Here is a 19,403-nt window from a genome sequence, read left to right as displayed (position 1 = left end):
TATAAAACGGAGGTATATATGAGCGATTTTTACAATTTTGTTAAAAGCTTTTTTTCTACAAATGAATGTACTGATAAAACAAAATACTCCTCTGCAGGCCATACATTTTGTTTTAATACGGATGATGCAGAAGGCATATACTGGTTTTATGAGGGTAAAAATTTTACGATTGATATTAATGATGTTTTTATAAAAAAAGAGATTATACATACAAATTTTTCCGGTTTGGATAATTTTTATTCCTTTTACTCATCTTATTTAGTTACGGCAAACGGTGAAAGTTTTAATCCTTATCAAAATCTTTCTTCAAACTCACTCTATGTTTTCAATACAAAAAAATCTAAAAACTATAGGTTTATACTGCATAAAAACTTTCCATATTTAGGCATAGGTATGAATTTTAAACAATCCATGATAGAAGAATGTCTGTCCTCTTACAAAAATAAAGTTTGTAATTATGAAAATTTATTTTTTAATACCAGTACAATTATAAATAAACCCTTAGAAAGAATTGCAAAAGATATACTACATTGTAAGATGCACTCTCCTGCCGCTGAAATCTTTTTTGAATCAAAGGCGAAGGAATGGCTGAGTATAACAATAGACTCATTTTTAAATAAATATAACAATCCGATATCCATTGCAGATGATGAAGCTTTGGAAATTGTTGCCAATTATATAGATGATCATTATGCAACCTCAATTCCACAAAAAACTTTAGAAAAAATATCTACTATGAGCGGTACAAAGCTTAAAAAATTATTTAGACAAAAATATCAATGTACAATTACCGAATATACTCAAAGACGGCGAATGAATATGGCGGAAATTCTTCTGCTTAACTCCTCTCTTAAAATTCAGGATATAGCGGAAGCCGTAGGCTATTCTTCTCATAGCAAATTCAGCACCTGTTTCAAAAAATATAAAGGAATGTATCCTAAGGACATAAAAAAATATAATTCTAAAAAAAATTATGTATGAGGATGAATGTATGCAATTTCAATATTTTTTTTCTAACAACATAATAACATCAATATTATGTTATAATGGCTTTGAGCATATTGCTTTAAAAAAACAGTAAAAAATAAAAGGAGAGGCTGCAGATAATAAAGGCTATAAGTCTGCAATGTTTTTAATATCTTTAAAAAATATCGGCAGCATTTAAATATATGATAGGTATAATAGGTGCCATGGAGGAAGAAATCGCAAGGATAAAGCCGTATCTAAAGGAAGTTCAAAGCGAAACCCTGGCAGGTATGCTTTACCATAAGGGCATGCTTTATGATAAAGAGGCGGTACTTGTACATTGTGGTATAGGCAAGGTAAATGCAGCTTTATGTACACAGATTATTATAAGTGTTTATAAAGCCGATGCGATAATAAATACAGGTATAGCAGGAGGTTTGGCAAACTATATCGATATAGGAGATATAGTGATATCAAACGATGCCGTTCAGCATGATGTAGATGCGACAGGCTTCGGCTACAAACCGGGTCAGATACCGAGAATGGATACACTTGCCTTTGAGGCAAGCACTTATCTTGCAGAACTTGCATATAAGTGCTGTAAGAATGTCAATCCGGATATTTCGGCTTACATAGGCAGGATCGCTACCGGTGATATATTTGTATCCGACTTTGAAATTAAAAAAAATATAAGCGATGAATTTAATGCACTTTGTGCAGAGATGGAGGGAGGTGCAATTGCACAGGTATCCTATCTCAATAAAGTACCTTTTGTTATAATAAGAGCAGTCTCCGACAAGGCGGATGCCTCTGCAAGTATGGATTATTCGGAGTTTGAAGCGGGAGCGATAACACATTGCAGCAGGCTTACAATTGAAGTTGTAAAAAAGCTTGACATTAAGAATCTTTTATAAGTATATATATTGTGATATAATTAAATTTATGCAGAAAATATCACGGAGGTATCTGAGATGGAAAAAAGCCTTACATTTGATTATTCAAGGGCAAATAGGTTTATATCAAAAGATGAGATTGAGTATTTTAAGCCGGCTGTGCAGACGGCACTGAAAACGCTTTTAGATAAATCCGGTGCGGGAAAAGATTATCTTGGTTGGATAGATCTTCCTGTAAATTACGACAAAGAGGAATTTAACAGGATTAAGCAGGCGGCACATAAGATAAGCCTTGATTCACAAGTGTTTCTTGTAATAGGTATAGGGGGTTCCTATCTAGGGGCAAGAGCAGCGATAGAGTTTCTTACAAACAGTTTTTACAACCTGCTTGATGCAAAAAAGAGAGGGTATCCGCAGATTATATTTTGCGGCAATTCAATATCTTCAAAATATCTTGCAGATCTTAAGGGTTATCTTGAAGGTAAGGATTTTTCAATAAATGTAATATCAAAGTCGGGAACCACCACAGAGCCTGCGATAGCATTCAGGATATTTAAAGAAATGCTTGAGCAAAGGTACGGAAAGGATGAGGCTGTAAAAAGGATTTATGCCACAACCGACAAAAGCTGTGGAGCACTTAAAAAGCTTGCGGATGATGAGGGCTATGAAACTTTTACAGTGCCTGACGATATAGGAGGAAGGTTTTCAGTGCTTACGGCAGTAGGCCTGCTTCCCATAGCAGCCGCAGGTATTGATATAAAAGCTTTGATTGACGGTGCCGCAGTGATGAGAGAAAGTTTAATCAAGGAGCCTTATGAAAGCAATCCGGCTGCATTATATGCCTCGGTAAGAAATATACTGCTTAGGAAAGGCAAGACGGTTGAAATCATAGCAAATTATGAACCCGGACTGCATAGTCTGTCAGAATGGTGGAAACAGCTTTTTGGTGAGAGTGAAGGAAAGGAACAAAAGGGAATATTTCCGGCAGCGGTTGACTTGACTACAGATTTGCACTCTATGGGGCAGTATATACAGGACGGTTCAAGAATTGTATTTGAAACTGTTGTTTCTATTGATGAGAGCCCTGAACAGATTTTTATAAACAAGGAAGAAAAAGATACGGACGGCATGAATTATCTGGCAGGAAAAAGTATTGATTTTGTAAATAAGTCCGCTATGTCAGGAACTATACTTGCACATACTGACGGAGGTGTTCCGGTACTTTCGATAAATATAGCTAAACAGGATGCATACTGTCTTGGGCAGTTGTTTTATTTTTTTGAGGCTGCATGTGGTATAAGCGGATATATACTTGGAGTAAATCCGTTTAATCAGCCGGGAGTTGAAAGTTATAAGAAAAATATGTTTGCACTTTTGGGTAAGCCCGGTTATGAAAATGAAAGAGAGCAGCTTTTAAAAAGGCTTTCCGTTTAAGATCATACTAAAAGTTTAAATCTGATATGAAAGTGAAAGGAGATTCTTAGATGCCACAGCCTATAAGTGATTATAAGCTTTTTTTTGCAGATGCAAGACGGGCAGTTGAAGAACTTGATGTCCTTACTTCTGAGGAAAAACGTCTGGTTAAGGAAGAGGCAGGTCTTAGCGCAGATATAAAGCATGAGCAAAAGGTGTGCAGCGATACGATCGCTTCAAATATAAAAGAAGGCAGAAATGATATATGCAAAAAGTATGATGACATTATAAAAAAACATAGAGTAGATTTAAAAAGAGTCAGAGCGGCTCGTGAGAAAGCTAAAAATCAGGGGATAAAGGAAAGGATAAATGAAGAAACCATAGATTTAAGAACTGAAAACAGGAACTTAAAAATTATGATAAGGGATATGTTTGCAAGCAATAAAGTTCCGGCTTTCTGTAATACTGACCTTTATTATACTATGTATTTTCCGAATAAGCCTGCCGACTATTTAAGCATACTTACCGCAGCGATTATATGCCTTGTGGCAATTCCTGCATTTATATACTATATGCTTGAGGATAAAAAAATTGAGAATCTTATTATAATAATACTTGCAGATATAATAATATTTGGCGGAAGTTATCTTATAATTGCAAATATGACCATGATTAAAAACTTAAGCATACTTAAGGACGGAGAGATACTTAGAAAGAGTATTGACGACAATATAAAAAAAATCAGAGTTATATCAAAAAGTATTGTAAATGATAAAGATGAAAAAAACTATGATCTTGCATCATTTGACGATGAAATAGCTCATCTGGAGCAGGCGATTGAGGAAGCCGAAAATGTAAGGCAGGAGGCACTGAATGCTTTTGATACCGTGAGACAGGATATAATCACGGATGAGATAAATGCACAGTTTCAGCCTGAAATAGATCGCCTCAGCAAGTTGTTTAAAGCTACATCGGATGAGCTTAGACATGTACGAACAAGACTTGATGAAAAAAATGCGTATGTTGAAGATAATTTCGGTATTTATCTTGGCGAAGAATTTTTAGATGTTGAAAAAATAGATATATTAAGTGATATAATGGATAGGGCTATTGTTACAAACCTTGATGAAGCCATAGAAGAATATAGAAACCAGATGGATGAGTAGCCTATGTCAGACTTTGAAAACAGGGAATTCAGGAAAAAGCAGTTAAAGCAGAATATGATTGACACAGGGGAAGATAAAGGATATGAGGAAAGACATGTCAAAAAATCCTCAAGCGGAGGTGCTGCTGTAGAGTATAATAAAAAAAGGCTTCTGCTTCTCCTTTTGATACCTATTTTTATAGCCGGGCTTTATTGGGCATGGAAATTATATTCAAGGTATTCAAAATATACAAATTATACCGTGATTTCTGAAAATGATATAACTAAAGGAAGTACCGTGGGTTATACGGAGTTCGGAAATGGTATACTGAAATATTCAAAAGATGGAATTGTGTTTTTGGATAAATCGGGGAAAGAGGTATGGATTGAAAGTTATGAGATGAAAAATCCTGCCGTAGTTATAAATGGCGATTATGCGGTTGTTGCTGATAAAATGGGCAGTGTGCTGTGTATATTTGATAAAAACAAAAAAATCGGAGAGGCAAAGACTATACTTCCTATAACAAGGGTTGCATTATCATCAAAAGGAGTAACCGCAGTTATTATGGAGGGTTCAGGTACTGCAAGGATAGGATACTTTAAAAAAACTGGAGAGAGTATTGATATATCGGTTGAAACTATATTAAAGGGTGATGGATATCCTGTGGATCTTTCACTTTCACCTGACGGAACACAGCTTATAGCGGCATTTCAGTATATTGAAGGTGCCGATATGAAGGGCAGAGTTGTATTTTATGATTTTTCTGAAAAAGGCAAGAGTATGAAAAACAGAGTTGTCGGCGGAATTGATGAGCCCTTTGCATCAAGTCTTATAGCAAGAGTACAGTTTACTGACAGTACACATTCTTATGCGGTTGCCGATACGGGCATATATTTCTTTTCTTCAAAAAACCTGCTTTCTCCGGAGCTTGTAAAGCAGGAAATATTTGATTCCGAGGCAAAAAGTATATGCAGAAACAAGGATAAAGTGGCAGTTATACTTAAAAATCATTCAGGCGAGTCTGCAAATAAACTTTTGGTTTATGATGCTTCAGGGACAAAACTCCTTGAAAAGGATTTTGATTATGACTATAAATATTTTGATATGGATTCCGGATACATATTTTTATATAATGATAATTCCGCTCTTATCTATAATATGTACGGAGTTGAAAAATATAAAGGGGAGCTTGATTTTCAGGTGCTTAAGTGCTTGAAGGGAAATGCCCCGAATGAATTTGTGCTTATAGGGGCTGCAAAGATTAAGACTATAAGGCTTAAGTAAGCTGTGCTGAAGTATCAAAGGGGCTGTAAAACTACTGTTTATTATAAAAAACAACTCCTGAAAACCGGTAATGCCCGGTATAGGAATTGTTTGAATACGGCAGTCTTTAGAGCCCCATTAAAAATTCTTATTTAAGCTCCAGTCCGCTGTGATATGAATAGTTGCCAAGCTCTTTAAGAAGCTTATGAAAGTCATGATTTTTAATTTCATCTATATTTTTAATATCTTCATTTAAAATATAGAATATATCATGACATTTTTTTAATGATAAATTAAAAAGTTCAGGGAAGCTCTGCGTTGAGGCTAAACTTTTATCCCAGGGGTTTATCCATACTTCATGGTCAAGATTTAGGCTCTGTCTGTAATCTTCTACATAATCAACCACTATCTTATGTGCCGCAATAGGACTTTTTAAAAATATATTTTCAAGTTTTGCAATACCGTACTTTTTCTTTCCGGTAGGGTCTGCAAGAGTTTTGCATCCAAAGCGCATTGCAGATATTGAGCGGTGTATAATCCCGGGTGTAACCTGAAAATTATTTTTGTATGATAAAGGGTAAAATGTAATATTTATAATTTTTGACAAAAAATCCGATATAAACTGTGTTTCAAAACCGTTCAGGCATATGGTCGCCGCCTGATTAAATTCTGAAGGCTTTTTTTTCTTGTATTTTTTAAGAAATATAGCATCAATATCATTTTCAAGTTTTGCATGAAGCCCGTGCGTATAATTGCTGGGAGCGGCGGGATTATGGCGTATGCGTCCATAAACAAAAGGGTGGCATATATAATCGCCTATATAATGAGTCATAAAACCGGCTATATAGCTTAAAGCCTGTTCGGTTTTCTGACGGGATCCTATCCTGCCTATCTCATCAAGTGCATTTGCAAAAAAATCATTTGAATGTGCTTCATGCATATATGAGCCGATATTTCTGTAATCTTTATGGCGTACGGTAGGCACATTGTAAAAAAACATATCAGGTCCCTGTACACCGAGCTGGTAAAGCCAGCGATATTTTGCTATTATAAATTTAAGTCTGCCTGGAGCAAGGTCATTGTAGGCTTTAACTCCGAGTATATAGTGTGTTGTAAATCCGGGCATAATACCTCCTTTAATAAAATGCAAACTTATGACTTTAAAATATATAATATAGTTTAGTTCAACTTAAAATATTTGCTAATAGAGATTATAATATCACTAAAATGTGTACTTGTTAAGAACTTTCTAACTTCAATCGTTTAATAAATATCATAAGTAAATATAAAAAAATATAAAAGTTTGCCGCTATCTATCGCCAAAATACAAACTTTGTGATATAGTGCTGTGTGGAATTTGGGATTTATAAGATGGCTGTCTTTAAAACTCCAGATTTTGAAATATGTTTCGGTAAATACTGACCTGTATGCTGCCTTTTTGTCATACTGTATAAAGCTGTCAGTAAACCGTATGGAGGATCTTGTATTATGTTGAAAAAATTGATAAATAACATGCTTTTTAAAGATATTGCGGCAATAGTTGCAGGTTGTACAATCACGGCATTTTCCATAAACAATATACTTGTACCTAACGCTCTTTCAACAAGCGGAATTACCGGACTTGCACTTATAGCACAGAAATATACAGGTATAAATTATACATATGTATATTATATATTCAGTATTGCAATACTTATAAGTTCGTTGTTTTTTTTAAGCAAAAAGGATTTTGTTAAGATATTATTTGTATCAATATTCTACCCTACACTGCTTCTATGTATGAACAGTATAAGTGCAATACGTGATTTTGTATTTGTCAGGGGTGAGATGTTTTTAGTCTGCATATATTTTTCCATATTTTATGGAGTAGGTGCAGGGCTTGTGCTAAGGCGAGGATACAGCTTCGGAGGAACCGACTCAATCGCAAAAATATTAAACAAGAGAGTACTTAAGAATGTAAGTGTGAGCAGAATACTGCTTGTAGTGGACGGCATAATAATAATACTGCAGGGATTTGTATTTGGTAAGGATATAGCTCTTTATGCACTTGTAAATCATGTAATATATATATATGTTATGGATTACATTCTGTTCGGCTTCAGATCAAAGCTTTACAAGGTATCTATAATCAGCCATAATCATAAGGAAATCGCAGAGTTTATAATACATGAACTTAACAGAGGAGTTACTATACATGATATAATCGGTGCCTATACAAATGAAAAGAAAAAGATGGTTACCTGTATATGTACACCTAACCAGTCGGCAGTGATAAGGAGATTTCTTGCCGAACATTATCCTGATGTGTTTATGGAGGTTTCTCCCATAGTAAGTGTATATGCCATAGGAAACAGGTTTAAGAAACTTGATGAACTTGATCAATAGCACTTGCACTTAATTATTTACTGTGGTATACTTGTTTAGCTTTTTTCAATTATGTAAATGATTATATTTAAGAATAAAAAATAGAGGAGAATAAAGATGAAAAAAGATATACATCCAAATTATTATCAGGCTACAGTAACCTGTAACTGTGGAAATACATTTGTAACAGGTTCTACTAAAGAGGATATACATGTGGAGATTTGCTCAAAATGCCATTCATTTTATACAGGGCAGCAGAAAACGGCTATTGCCCGTGGACGTATTGATAAGTTCAATCGTAAGTATGGAGTTAAAGCAGAATAGGTTTTACAGGCTATAAGGGTTGGGCATATCAGTATAAATATGACCCGGCTCTTTTTACATATATAGAAACTTGTTAACCTATAAATCGGGCAGTCATTATTGACTGCATAATTATTATAACAGGAGTAATTGAATTGAAATATTCAGGCATAGGCGGTCAGGCTGTTATTGAGGGCATAATGATGAGAAACGGAAATGATTATGCGACTGCCGTAAGAAAACCTGACGGCAATATAGAGGTAAAGAAAGATATTTATGTAAGTATGTCAAAAAAACATCCTTTTTTAGGATTAATGTTTGTAAGAGGAATATTTGCATTTGCAGATTCTATGATCATAGGCATGAGATCACTGTCATATTCTGCAAGTTTTTTTGAAGATGATGAAAACAGCAAGCCGTCAAAATTGGAGCTTTTTTTTGATAAAGTATTCGGAAAAAAAGCTGAATCCGTGATTATGGGAATTACAACGGTATTTTCAATACTTGCAGCAATAGGGATATTTCTGCTGATTCCGGCGTTTCTTGGAGGCTTATTGAGGCGTGTATATAATAATTACTATATTGCGGCACTGTTTGAAGGTGCAGTGAGGATTTTGATATTTGTTCTTTATATTATGCTTATATCAAGATTTGAAGAGATAAGGCGTACATTTATGTATCACGGTGCTGAACATAAATGTATAAATTGCGTTGAGAACGGTCTTGAGCTTAATGTAGAGAATGTTATGAAGTCGTCAAAGGAACATAAAAGATGCGGTACAAGCTTTATAATAATAGTTATGCTTATAAGCATAGTATTTTTTATGGCAATAAGGGTTGATACCATAGCTTTAAGGCTCATTACAAGGCTCCTTCTGATACCTGTTATAGCAGGTGTAAGTTTTGAATTTTTAAGCCTTGCAGGCAGGAGCGATTCAAGACTTGTAAATATACTCAGCAGACCGGGTATGTGGATGCAGGGACTTACAGTAAAGGAACCTACAAGCGATATGGTTGAGGTTGCAATATGTGCGGTTGAATCGGTATTTGACTGGAAAAAATACCTTGAAGAAAATTTTAAAAAAGAAGACTAGGTATACTTAAAACAGCCGCCTTTAATGTGATACAGGCAGTTATATAAGGATATTTTATAAGATGAATAAACTATTATGAAAAATATTACCTACGCAGGACTATATAATGAGGGAAAGACGGAACTTTTATTGGCAGGTATAGAGGATGCTGAAATTGATGCAAAGCTTCTGCTTCTGTATGTTTTTAATATAAGCTTAAATGATTTTTGCCTTAAGCTTAATAATAAGATTGATGATGCCGTTTTGCTGCAAAGATACAGAAAGCTTATAAAAAAGAGGGCTTCACATACACCGCTTCAATATATAACAGGTGTGCAGAATTTCTGCGGAATGGATTTTTTTGTAAACCCGTCTGTGCTTATACCCAGATTTGATACTGAGATTTTAGTTGAAACCGTACTGAATAATGAAAAACGTATTATGAAGATGAATATGTCGAGGGAAGAGGCTGAAAATACAGTATATAAAAAAGAAAACTATAAATCTGAAAAAAGCGGTACAAAAAGGCTTTTAGATCTTTGCACCGGTTCAGGCATAATTGCTGTAACCTTAAAAAAGGCTGGCGGTTTTGATGAGGTTTATGCTTCGGATATTTCAAGGCAGGCACTTGATACGGCTGTAAAAAATGCAAGATATAATATGGCGGATATTACTTTTATAGAAAGTGATATGTTTAATAATCCGGATATGCCTCATATGCTTGATATAATAGTCAGTAATCCGCCATATATAAAAAGTGCCGATATACAAAAACTTATGCCTGAAGTTGCGCAACATGAGCCTGTGTCTGCACTTGACGGGCATGAGGACGGGCTGTATTTTTACAGGATAATTGCACAAAAGGCAGGCGATTATATGGCTCATGGCGGAAGAATTTATCTTGAGATAGGCTCACGGCAGGCAGAGCAGGTTAAAGATTTATTTGATAAACACGGGTTTAGTGATATAAAGGTTGTAAAGGACTTGGCATATAATGACAGAGTAGTATATATGACAAGGCAGTAGTTGATTAATAATATTTATAGAAAGAGGTATTGGAATGTTTGACAATTTAGAAGATATACTTGTACATTATGAAGAAGTTATGGCAGAACTTGCAAATCCTGAAGTTGCAGGAAATCAAGACAGATTTAAAAAGCTTATGAAAGAACAGTCTGATCTTCTTCCGCTTGTAAATGCGTATAATGATTATAAAAATGCATTAAAAAACCAGCAGGATGCACTGGCTATACTTGATTCCGAGAGTGATGATGAGATGAGGGAGCTGGCAAAAGAGGAGCTGGCTGAAGGAAAGAGGAGGGAAACTGAGCTTGAGCATGAACTTAAGCTCCTGCTTCTTCCGAAAGATCCTAATGATGATAAAAATATAATGCTTGAAATAAGGGCAGGTGCCGGCGGAGATGAAGCGGCTCTTTTTGCTGCCGAGCTTTACAGAATGTATGCACATTATGCTGAAAATCTTAACTGGAAGGTTGAAATAATAAGTTTAAATGAAAACGGCATAGGCGGCTTTAAGGAAATTGTTGCTATGATAAGCGGCAGAGGAGCATATTCAAAGCTTAAATATGAGTCGGGAGTACATAGGGTGCAGAGAGTGCCTGAAACCGAGTCGGGCGGAAGGATACATACATCAACCGCCTCAGTTGCGGTGATGCCTGAGGCAGAAGAGGTTGATGTACATATAGACATGAATGATATACGAATAGATGTTATGCGTGCTTCTGGAAATGGAGGGCAGTGTGTCAATACTACAGACTCCGCAGTTCGTCTTACTCACTATCCCAGCGGTATAGTGATATATTCACAGACTGAAAAATCACAGCTGCAAAATAAGGAAAAGGCTTTTGCCTTATTAAGAAGCAAGCTTTATGAGCTTGAGCTTGAAAAAAAACAGTCGGAGGAAGCACAGGAAAGAAGAAGCCAGATAGGTACAGGCGACAGGTCTGAAAAAATAAGGACGTACAATTTTCCGCAGGGCAGGGTTACGGATCACAGGATAAACCTGACGATGTATAAGCTTGATAAAATAATGGACGGAGATATACAGGAGCTTATAGATGCATGTATAGCGGCGGATCAGAGTGCAAAACTAAGCAAATTGGCACAGGTGTAGACAGCTACATCCTGTGCCGATTTCTTTAAAAATATAACGTTTATAGTTGTTCATACCTTTTTTACTACTGTTTATACCTTAAAACACACAAAAAAATAATATAGTATATAATACATACAGTTAGAAAAGCACAGCTTATAGTGATAACGGATTTGCGTATGCTCGTCGTTTTTGAATGAATGGAGCAAGTTATAGAGTTAGAGTTTTGTATTGTTTAGTGATAGCGGTATGAGTCGGTGATAGGTTGCTTATGTATGGTTGGAGAGATAACAGTTAGAATGATTAAGTTAGAGCGATTAAGTTATAGTGATGAAAGTTAGAATGATTGAGTTAGAGCGGTTAAGTTATAGTGATGAAAGTTAGAATGATTAAGTTAGAGCGATTAAACCGGGCAATGTTAAGCTAAGCTGTTATAGGTTTTAGGTTAGAGAAGGTTGACTAAGAGCATATTTTATGGTCGGAGTCTGTAAACAGGAGAAGTTTTAGTGATAGAATGATATGAGTATATAGGATATATGGTGATATAGCGGCAGCAGGTACCTCAAGTTATTAACAGCAGAGTTGGTGATTTGAGGTATGGGTGTTTATAGGTGCGAGTATATTTATAATTTCTATTTTAAAGAATGAATATTAAGGTTGGGGCGATTTTATATAGCCTTTTTATATAGCCGGGAGTGTCTTGAGCGATCTAGGGGTTTTATCGTATAGAGGCGTTGCCAGAAAAAGTTCAGGATAAACATAGAATAGTTCTTGTCATTTACCGGAATTATTTTATGGGTATCTCTGGGCTTTTTTTTATATGTTTTCGGTACAGCTTTCCTTTATCATTGGACTACGTACAGTTTTTTATATATTTATGATAGGAGGCTATGCTTTTATGTATAAAAAGGCAAAAATGATTGAGTCCGACAATATAGTATTATTTATAATATAATCAGAATAATTATCATGTATTTAATCTAACAACAGACAGTATACGCAAATTGCGAAATGGAGGTTTGCAATGAAAAAGAAGAGAAATATTTTACTTGGATTAACGTTTGTATTTTTAACATCAACGGTTATTGTATGGGCTGATCCCTACAATAATGAAAACACGCTGCAAAGAGGCTCAGAGTTTATACAGGAGAATACAGGGGATGGAACGTTAGTTAAAGTTTTAGAAAATAAGACTTCAGATAATGAGGATATTAAAGATTATAATTACAAAATTAAGGCTTCCGAATCTGAAACAGTTTTGACTGCAACCGGAAGTAATGCCAAGACAAAAGCTTCTGATACTGAAGTGAAGGAAGCTGATACTAAGGCAAAAGCTTCCGGTACTGAAGTGAAGGATTCTGATGCTAATGCAAAAGGTGTTGATACTGAAGTGAAAGATTCTGATTCTAAGACAAAAGCTTCTGATGACGAAGTGAAAGATTCTGAGAAGGAAACATCTGATATATCAAACAAAGATTTTGATATAGAGGGAACAGTACTTATAAAATATAACGGAACCGATGAAAAGGTTATTGTACCGGATGTGGTTGAAGTAATAGGAAAAGAGGCATTTAAAGGAAATCCTTATGTAAAGGAGCTTATACTTCCAAATTCGGTAAAATGTGCCGAATCTGAAGCGTTTGCATATATGGAGAATCTTGAGGTGATAGAAAAAGGGTTATTTTTCTATACACATTACGTGGATATTTATGACGGCTGCAACAAGATTACAGAGTTCAAGGTCAGAAGAGAGTATTATTAAGTGATATAAAATAGTACAAGCCTTAATAAAATAATATAAAATATGAGATGGGTTATATAGATGAAAACAGATAGAAACTATAAAAAAGTATTTGCAGTTATATGTACATTGGCAATGTTATTTTCAAATATAATATATACAACGTCTTATAATACAGTTATTGCGGCTAACAGTCAGCCTAATCAAAGTGTATATAATACTGAAAATATTGTCGGATGGCACTCAACAGGATTAAATTCATGGTACTATTACAGTGAACAGGGTATTATGAAAACGGGCTGGCTGAATGAAAAAGGAAGCTGGTATTATCTGAATGTCAAGACAGATGCAGCTGAAGGTCTTATGAGGTACGGCTGGTATCAGGATGGCGGCGGCAAATGGTATTTTCTTAATACACTGCATGACGGAAGTTTCGGAAAAATGCTTACGAATTGGCACTGGATAGACGGTTACAGCTACTGTTTCGGAAATGACGGCAGTTTATATCAGGATACTGTAACACCTGACGGATATATGGTAAATAAAGACGGCAGATGGATAAAGGACTTTAAAGTACAATATGTTAAAGGCAAAGGACTGCCCTCACTGCCGCCGTCAAATACGGAAAAAAGTATAAATTCTTCAGGTTCACATACAGGAAAATCATATAAAAATTTAAACGGCAAGGGACAATCCGGCAGCGATACGAAAGCAAAGCCCGGCAGCGACGGAAAAAATAATTTAAATAATTCAAATCAGGAAAATCCTTCGGATCCTGCTGAAAATCCTCAAAATCCTCAAACAGGTAATAAAGAATCAGGCAAAGAAGATAAAAAATATACTGTTACCTTTGATTTTAATTATCCAAATCAAACTAAAACCCAATCGGTTTCGGTAAAGGCGGGAGATTATGTGCAGGAGCCGGAGCCTGTGTATAGAGACGGGTATTATTTTTTAGCATGGTATAGGAATAAGGATGAGAAAGATTTAATGAATGCTTTTTCATTTAATGATACACCTGTCAATGAGGATATTACATTATATGCTATATGGCTTGATATGAAGCATGACAGCGATGCAGACGGGCTTGTAGATGCGATAGAGACTTTGATAAATACCGACATTCACAAGGCTGATACTGATGATGACGGACTGACGGATTATCATGAGTATGAACTTACGCTGACAGATCCTCTTAATCCGCATACGTATTCAAAGGATATTAAGGATGCGGATTTTGACATAGATAATGACGGACTTACAAATCTGCAGGAGGTGGAGTTTGGTTCAAGTCCAATACATAATGATAAAGATAAGGATTATCTTAATGACGGAAAAGAAAAGGAGTACGGGACTGATCCGAACAAGCCGGATACGGATAATGACGGACTTATAGACGGACTTGAAATACAATACGGTTTCAGTCCGACAAATCCCGATACTGACGGAAACGGAATCCTTGACGGAAAAGAGATTATCAGTGTTACAAAGGTATATGAAAGAGAGCAGGGAAGCTCCAAGCCGTCGGCAGTAATAAAACTTAAGGCAGGAAATGCGGATAATATCAGTATAGAAAGAGATACGCCAAGTGAAAGCATTTGGATGCCCGAAGAAGTTCCGGGACTGCTTGATGCCGCTTATGATTTTAAGGCGGACGGTGAAATACAGGAGGCGGTTTTAACATTTAAATTTGATGATAAGTATGTTCAGTCTGAGGATTTTGAGCCGGCAATATACTATGTTGATACTGAAAATCAGGAACTTGTGCTTTTAGAGGAGCAAAGCATTGACTGGAACAATCATACGGTAACGGCAAAAACAACTCATTTTTCAAAATATGGTCTGCTGAATAAAAACGATCAGAAAAAAGCATGGGAACAAAATATACTGTCTTCATCAAAATTTGATCCTGGCGCAATAATAGAGGTTGTATTTGTAATAGATGAATCCGAAAGTATGCTAAAAAATGACAGCGGTAAAGTCAGGGTTGATGTTACAAAAAAGTTTATAGATACGCTTAGGAAAGGAGACAGGGCTGCGGTTATAGGCTTTTGGACCTCAGCAACTACCTATCAGTCATTAACCGACGATCTTGAGGCTGCAAAGGAAAGCCTGAATAGTATTGAAAACAACAGGGGCTGGACAAATTTAAGTGTAGCTTTGGAACAGGCTATGAAAGAGTACCCGGTTGCAGGCAGCGATTCAAATACAAAAGAAAAAGCTATGAAAATCATTGTCTTTTTAACTGACGGACAGGGCTCTTATGATCCGAAATATGAACAGATGGCAATAGAGCGAGGAGTTAAAATATATACGGTAGGGCTTGGAAACGAGTACGATAGGGCGCTGCTTAATAAGATAGCCTTGGTTACGGGAGGTAAGCACTATCATGCAGACAGTGCGGATGAGCTGATTGAAGAATTCAAAAAGCTGATAAGCGATACGGTAGATGTAGTTAGTGATAGCGACGGGGACGGATTAAGTGATTATCATGAGGAGAGAATCAGACTTTTCAACGGAATAATTATGATGCTTAACAAAAAAAATGCCGACACTGACGGAGACGGTTTAAAGGACGGTGAAGAAATAGTCCAGAGAACGGATAAAAACGGCAGAGTGTTCTTTAAACTTAAATCCTATCCGACTAGAAAAGATAGTGATAATGACAGCGTCGAAGACAAAGAAGATGAATATCCTTTAACAGCTAAAATATATCAGATAGATTATCTTGGAAGTCCGAAACACCTGGCAAGTGTTGAAGATAGAGTGGATAAAAGGCTGAAAGATAACAATATATTTCCGGATTATCGTGAAGCCAGGTTTGAAAGTGCAAAATTTGGAGTAGAGATTCTTATGGAGGATTATTATACATTTTTGACGGAAAGAAACGTTGACACGACAAATAAAATTAGGGAGGATTACTGGCAAAGCAGCTGGGATAAATACTGGGATAGTTATTGCACTCAATTCAATAACTATATGAAGGATTGCAAAGTAAGTGAAGAAATTCACTACTTTAGAAATAATTTAAACAGAATTCCGAAGGATATCAATGAATTAAAGGCGAACGGCAGCAATTGGGTGTTATTGACTATGGAACACTCTACCTATCATATGTGTCCCTCCAGTTTTTCAGGAAACGGACTGTATAACCTTAAGTTTATGTCTAAAGACGGAAGAAATGAGGGTGTATATATAAATATTTATGGAGATAATAATAACAATTCAAACAAAGGTTTAGCCTGTACCGAAAGGACAGATCCTAAGAATATGGGAACATATAATTTCAGCGGCAGGTATTATAAAGATGGAGTAGTATCTGTATCAGGACTAAATCATTTGCTTCTGGATCTTGCTCCTTATGAAAAATATGGAAATAAATCAATAGATGATTTGCCGAAAGAGGGAGAGAAAAGTGGTCAGAATGCGACTAGATATGACAATGATTCTGATGCAAAACAGGCAAGAAAAACCTTTGAGGAAGGTTGGCAAGGTATAAAGGAATGAAAAAGAAAAAGCTTTTATTTTTTATTGATATATTGACTACTATACTCTTAATAATACAGGTACAATCTATGCTTGTCTTTAGTATAAAGTATTTTTCACATTTAAAAGATTTTCTAGTACAGACTTATTTTGCAGGATATGTTTTTTATGGGATATCAGGAGTTATAGAAAGGTCGACATATCGGGATATATATCCATGGATTCAATTTATAGTATTTTGTTTTAATATCTATGCAGCGATGGTAAAGCTGAAAGATATTCACAATAAGGAGCTTGTCAAAGGTATATACGGGTACTTTCTTATATTTAATGTGGTATTTGTAGTGCTTAAGATTTTCGAATTTTACTTCTATTTAGATATCTTAACTCATGCATAACAAATATTTGCTGAGAAGTTTGATGCTTTAGTGGAATTAAGGGGGGGGTATTTAAATCGGAAGCTTCTAACATATCTATAGGGGCTGGAGGTTAATAAGATTTTTTAATCATTTCAGCCCCTGTATAAGTAGATAATACAGGAAAATTGCGAAATGGAGGTTTGCAATGAAAAAGAAGAAAAATATTTTGTTTGGATTAGCATAGGAATCGATGAAGAAATGGGTTACTTTAGAAATAAGTTAAACAGAATTCCAAAGGACATTAATGCATTAAAGAAGAAAAGCGGCAATTGGGTGCTGTTAAGAGTAGACAGTTCTACCTACCATATGTGTCCTACCGGTTTTTCAGGAAACGGGCTATATAACCTTAAGTTTATGTCTAAAGACGGAAGAAATGAGGGGAGTATATATTAACATTTATGGAGATAAAAACGGTAGTGTAAACAAAGGTTTAGCCTGTACCGAAAAGACAGATCCTAAGAACATGGGGACATATAATTTCAGCGGTATGTATTACAAAGATGGACTAATATCTAAATCGGGATTCAAACACTGGAAGTTAGATATTGATCCTTATAATAAGTATGGAAATGCCTCAAAAGATGATTTGCCGATAAGTGGAGAGAAGCATGGTCAGAATGAGAATAGATATAATAAAGACTTTGATGCACAACAGGCAAGAGAGATATTTGAAGAAGGCTGGCAGGGAATAAAGGAATGAAAAAGAAAAAGCTTTTATTATTTTTTTGTTGATATACTGACTGCTATACTTTTAATTATACACATGCAATCTACTATTGTTCTTATTATAGAGGATTTTTCAAATTTTAAAGATTACACATTGTATGATTATTTGAATTTTTATGACTTATTTGGGATAGCATACAGTATACGAATATCACCCTATGATAAGTTATATGTATGGTTTGTATTTATAGTGTTTTGTCTTAATATCTATGCAGCGATGGTAAAGCTGAAAGATATTAATAATAAGGAGCTTGTAAAGGGCATATATAGTTACTTTCTCGTATTTAATGTAGCGTTTGTGGTTGTTAAAGCCTTAGAGTTTTTCGTCTACGTGGTAATCGTAACGCACGCATAACAAATGTAAAGTTTAGGTACTTTATATAAAAAAATTAAAAGGTGCAGTTGAGTCGGAAGTTTTTAAAATGATAGGGGCTAGATGGTTAGTAATGGAGTTTTAAAAATTTCGGCACCTATATAGTAAATAATACAGGTGAATTGCGAAATGGAGGTTTACAATGAAAAAAAGAAAAATATTTTGTTTGGATTAACATCGGAATCGGTGAAGAAATGGGTTACTTTGGAAATAAGTTAAACAGAATTCCAAAGAACATTAATGAATTAAAGAAGAAAAGCGGCAATTGGGTGTTATTGACTATGGAACATTCGCCTTATAATATTTATGGAAATGCCTCAAAAGATGATTTGCCTATAACTGTAGAGATATATGATCTGAATGAGAATAGATATGATAATGACTTTGATGCACAACATACAAGGCAAACTTTTGAAGAAGGATGAAAGGGATAAAGGAATGAAAAAGAAAAAGCTTTTATTTTTTATTGATATATTGACTGCTGTACTCTTAGTAATACAGATACAATCTACTGTTTGTATGATTATAAAGAAATTTTCATATTTGCAAGGTTATCAATTACGGGATTTTTTGGACTTATATATTTTTTATGGAATAGCGGGTGCTATAGATAATTCTCCATTTAGGGATATATATCCAAGGATTCAATTTATAGTATTTTGTCTTAATATCTATGCAATAGTTGTAAAATTGAAAAATATTCGCAATAAGGAGCTTATCAAAGGAATATACAGGTATTTTCTTATATTTAATGCAGTATTTGTAGTATTTAAGATTTTTGAATTTTACGCTTATTTGGAAGGCTTGATGTCGGTATAACAAACATAAACTTAGAAGTTTGATACCTCAGTGGAATAAAACTGTGAAGTTTAGCTGAAAGTATCTAACATATTTAGAGGGGCTGGAGATTAATAAGATTTTTTAATCATTTCAGCCCCTATATAGTAGATAATATTAGACATTAATCCCTACAAAATTTATGTAAATGTATCAGAAATTGATTTTCCAGAGAAAAACGAAGAAAAACCGGGGAGAAATCTGTATAGATAGGACTCTAATTTAAATGCACAAGAGGCAAGAAAGAGCTTTTAGGAGATGTGGAAAGGACTAAAACAATGAAAAGAA

Annotated in this window: 18 protein-coding genes; 17 read left to right on the top strand and 1 reads right to left on the bottom strand. The window is 35.1% G+C overall.

Features of this window, described 5'->3' with window-relative positions:
• Positions 1–18: 18 nt before the first annotated feature.
• From HMPREF9333_RS07045 to HMPREF9333_RS07025, 5 genes are all read left to right on the top strand, one after another.
• Positions 19–981, top strand: a complete 963-nt coding sequence (locus HMPREF9333_RS07045) for a helix-turn-helix domain-containing protein (protein ID WP_005540952.1) — start codon at positions 19–21, stop codon at positions 979–981.
• Between the two features lie 188 nt (positions 982–1,169).
• Entirely contained in the window at positions 1,170–1,880 is a 711-nt protein-coding gene (locus tag HMPREF9333_RS07040) for a 5'-methylthioadenosine/adenosylhomocysteine nucleosidase (RefSeq protein WP_005540951.1), read from the top strand.
• A gap of 57 nt (positions 1,881–1,937) precedes the next feature.
• Entirely contained in the window at positions 1,938–3,293 is a 1,356-nt protein-coding gene (locus HMPREF9333_RS07035) for a glucose-6-phosphate isomerase (protein WP_005540949.1), read from the top strand.
• A gap of 50 nt (positions 3,294–3,343) precedes the next feature.
• Complete coding sequence (locus HMPREF9333_RS07030; protein WP_005540948.1) at positions 3,344–4,438, top strand: hypothetical protein; 1,095 nt, start codon at positions 3,344–3,346, stop codon at positions 4,436–4,438.
• A 3-nt stretch (positions 4,439–4,441) separates the two neighbouring features.
• Entirely contained in the window at positions 4,442–5,701 is a 1,260-nt protein-coding gene (locus HMPREF9333_RS07025) for a DUF5711 family protein (protein WP_005540944.1), read from the top strand.
• 127 nt (positions 5,702–5,828) lie between these two features.
• Here HMPREF9333_RS07025 and HMPREF9333_RS07020 read toward each other — a convergent pair whose 3' ends face one another.
• Positions 5,829–6,806 (bottom strand): zinc dependent phospholipase C family protein, encoded by a 978-nt coding sequence (locus HMPREF9333_RS07020; protein WP_005540942.1) that lies wholly within the window; start codon positions 6,804–6,806, stop codon positions 5,829–5,831.
• A gap of 362 nt (positions 6,807–7,168) precedes the next feature.
• Between HMPREF9333_RS07020 and HMPREF9333_RS07015 the strand changes: the two genes are divergently transcribed.
• The 12 genes from HMPREF9333_RS07015 (at position 7,169) to HMPREF9333_RS06955 (ending at position 19,097) form a co-directional block, all read left to right on the top strand.
• Positions 7,169–8,065, top strand: coding sequence for a YitT family protein (locus tag HMPREF9333_RS07015; protein WP_005540940.1), 897 nt, complete (start codon positions 7,169–7,171; stop codon positions 8,063–8,065).
• Between the two features lie 96 nt (positions 8,066–8,161).
• The gene (gene rpmE / locus HMPREF9333_RS07010) at positions 8,162–8,368 is read left to right on the top strand and encodes a 50S ribosomal protein L31 (protein ID WP_005540938.1); all 207 of its coding nucleotides are present in this window, start codon (positions 8,162–8,164) and stop codon (positions 8,366–8,368) included.
• 134 nt (positions 8,369–8,502) lie between these two features.
• Positions 8,503–9,441 carry a DUF1385 domain-containing protein gene (locus HMPREF9333_RS07005; RefSeq protein WP_005540936.1) on the top strand — a complete coding sequence of 313 codons (939 nt, stop codon included), beginning with the start codon at positions 8,503–8,505 and terminating at the stop codon, positions 9,439–9,441.
• Between the two features lie 75 nt (positions 9,442–9,516).
• Positions 9,517–10,446 (top strand): peptide chain release factor N(5)-glutamine methyltransferase, encoded by a 930-nt coding sequence (prmC, locus tag HMPREF9333_RS07000; RefSeq protein WP_005540934.1) that lies wholly within the window; start codon positions 9,517–9,519, stop codon positions 10,444–10,446.
• Between the two features lie 34 nt (positions 10,447–10,480).
• Entirely contained in the window at positions 10,481–11,554 is a 1,074-nt protein-coding gene (gene prfA, locus HMPREF9333_RS06995; RefSeq protein WP_005540932.1) for a peptide chain release factor 1, read from the top strand.
• Positions 11,555–12,557: 1,003 nt separating this feature from the next.
• Entirely contained in the window at positions 12,558–13,295 is a 738-nt protein-coding gene (locus HMPREF9333_RS12920) for a leucine-rich repeat protein (protein ID WP_005540928.1), read from the top strand.
• Between the two features lie 60 nt (positions 13,296–13,355).
• The gene (locus HMPREF9333_RS12265) at positions 13,356–16,781 is read left to right on the top strand and encodes a VWA domain-containing protein (protein WP_005540927.1); all 3,426 of its coding nucleotides are present in this window, start codon (positions 13,356–13,358) and stop codon (positions 16,779–16,781) included.
• Positions 16,778–17,158 carry a hypothetical protein gene (locus HMPREF9333_RS06975; protein WP_040882477.1) on the top strand — a complete coding sequence of 127 codons (381 nt, stop codon included), beginning with the start codon at positions 16,778–16,780 and terminating at the stop codon, positions 17,156–17,158. The genes HMPREF9333_RS12265 and HMPREF9333_RS06975 overlap by 4 nt, the downstream gene beginning before the upstream one ends.
• A gap of 153 nt (positions 17,159–17,311) precedes the next feature.
• Positions 17,312–17,572: a hypothetical protein gene (locus HMPREF9333_RS06970; protein ID WP_005540925.1), complete on the top strand. Its 261-nt coding sequence runs from the start codon at positions 17,312–17,314 to the stop codon at positions 17,570–17,572.
• Positions 17,553–17,879: a hypothetical protein gene (locus tag HMPREF9333_RS06965; protein WP_005540923.1), complete on the top strand. Its 327-nt coding sequence runs from the start codon at positions 17,553–17,555 to the stop codon at positions 17,877–17,879. The genes HMPREF9333_RS06970 and HMPREF9333_RS06965 overlap by 20 nt, the downstream gene beginning before the upstream one ends.
• A 593-nt stretch (positions 17,880–18,472) precedes the next feature.
• The gene (locus tag HMPREF9333_RS12915; RefSeq protein ID WP_005540919.1) at positions 18,473–18,703 is read left to right on the top strand and encodes a hypothetical protein; all 231 of its coding nucleotides are present in this window, start codon (positions 18,473–18,475) and stop codon (positions 18,701–18,703) included.
• A 13-nt stretch (positions 18,704–18,716) separates the two neighbouring features.
• Positions 18,717–19,097 (top strand): hypothetical protein, encoded by a 381-nt coding sequence (locus HMPREF9333_RS06955; protein ID WP_242822324.1) that lies wholly within the window; start codon positions 18,717–18,719, stop codon positions 19,095–19,097.
• The last annotated feature ends 306 nt before the right edge of the window (positions 19,098–19,403 follow it).

Source organism: Johnsonella ignava ATCC 51276 (assembly GCF_000235445.1).
GTDB classification, from domain to species: domain Bacteria; phylum Bacillota; class Clostridia; order Lachnospirales; family Lachnospiraceae; genus Johnsonella; species Johnsonella ignava.
This window is presented reverse-complemented; position numbering and strand designations above follow the sequence as displayed.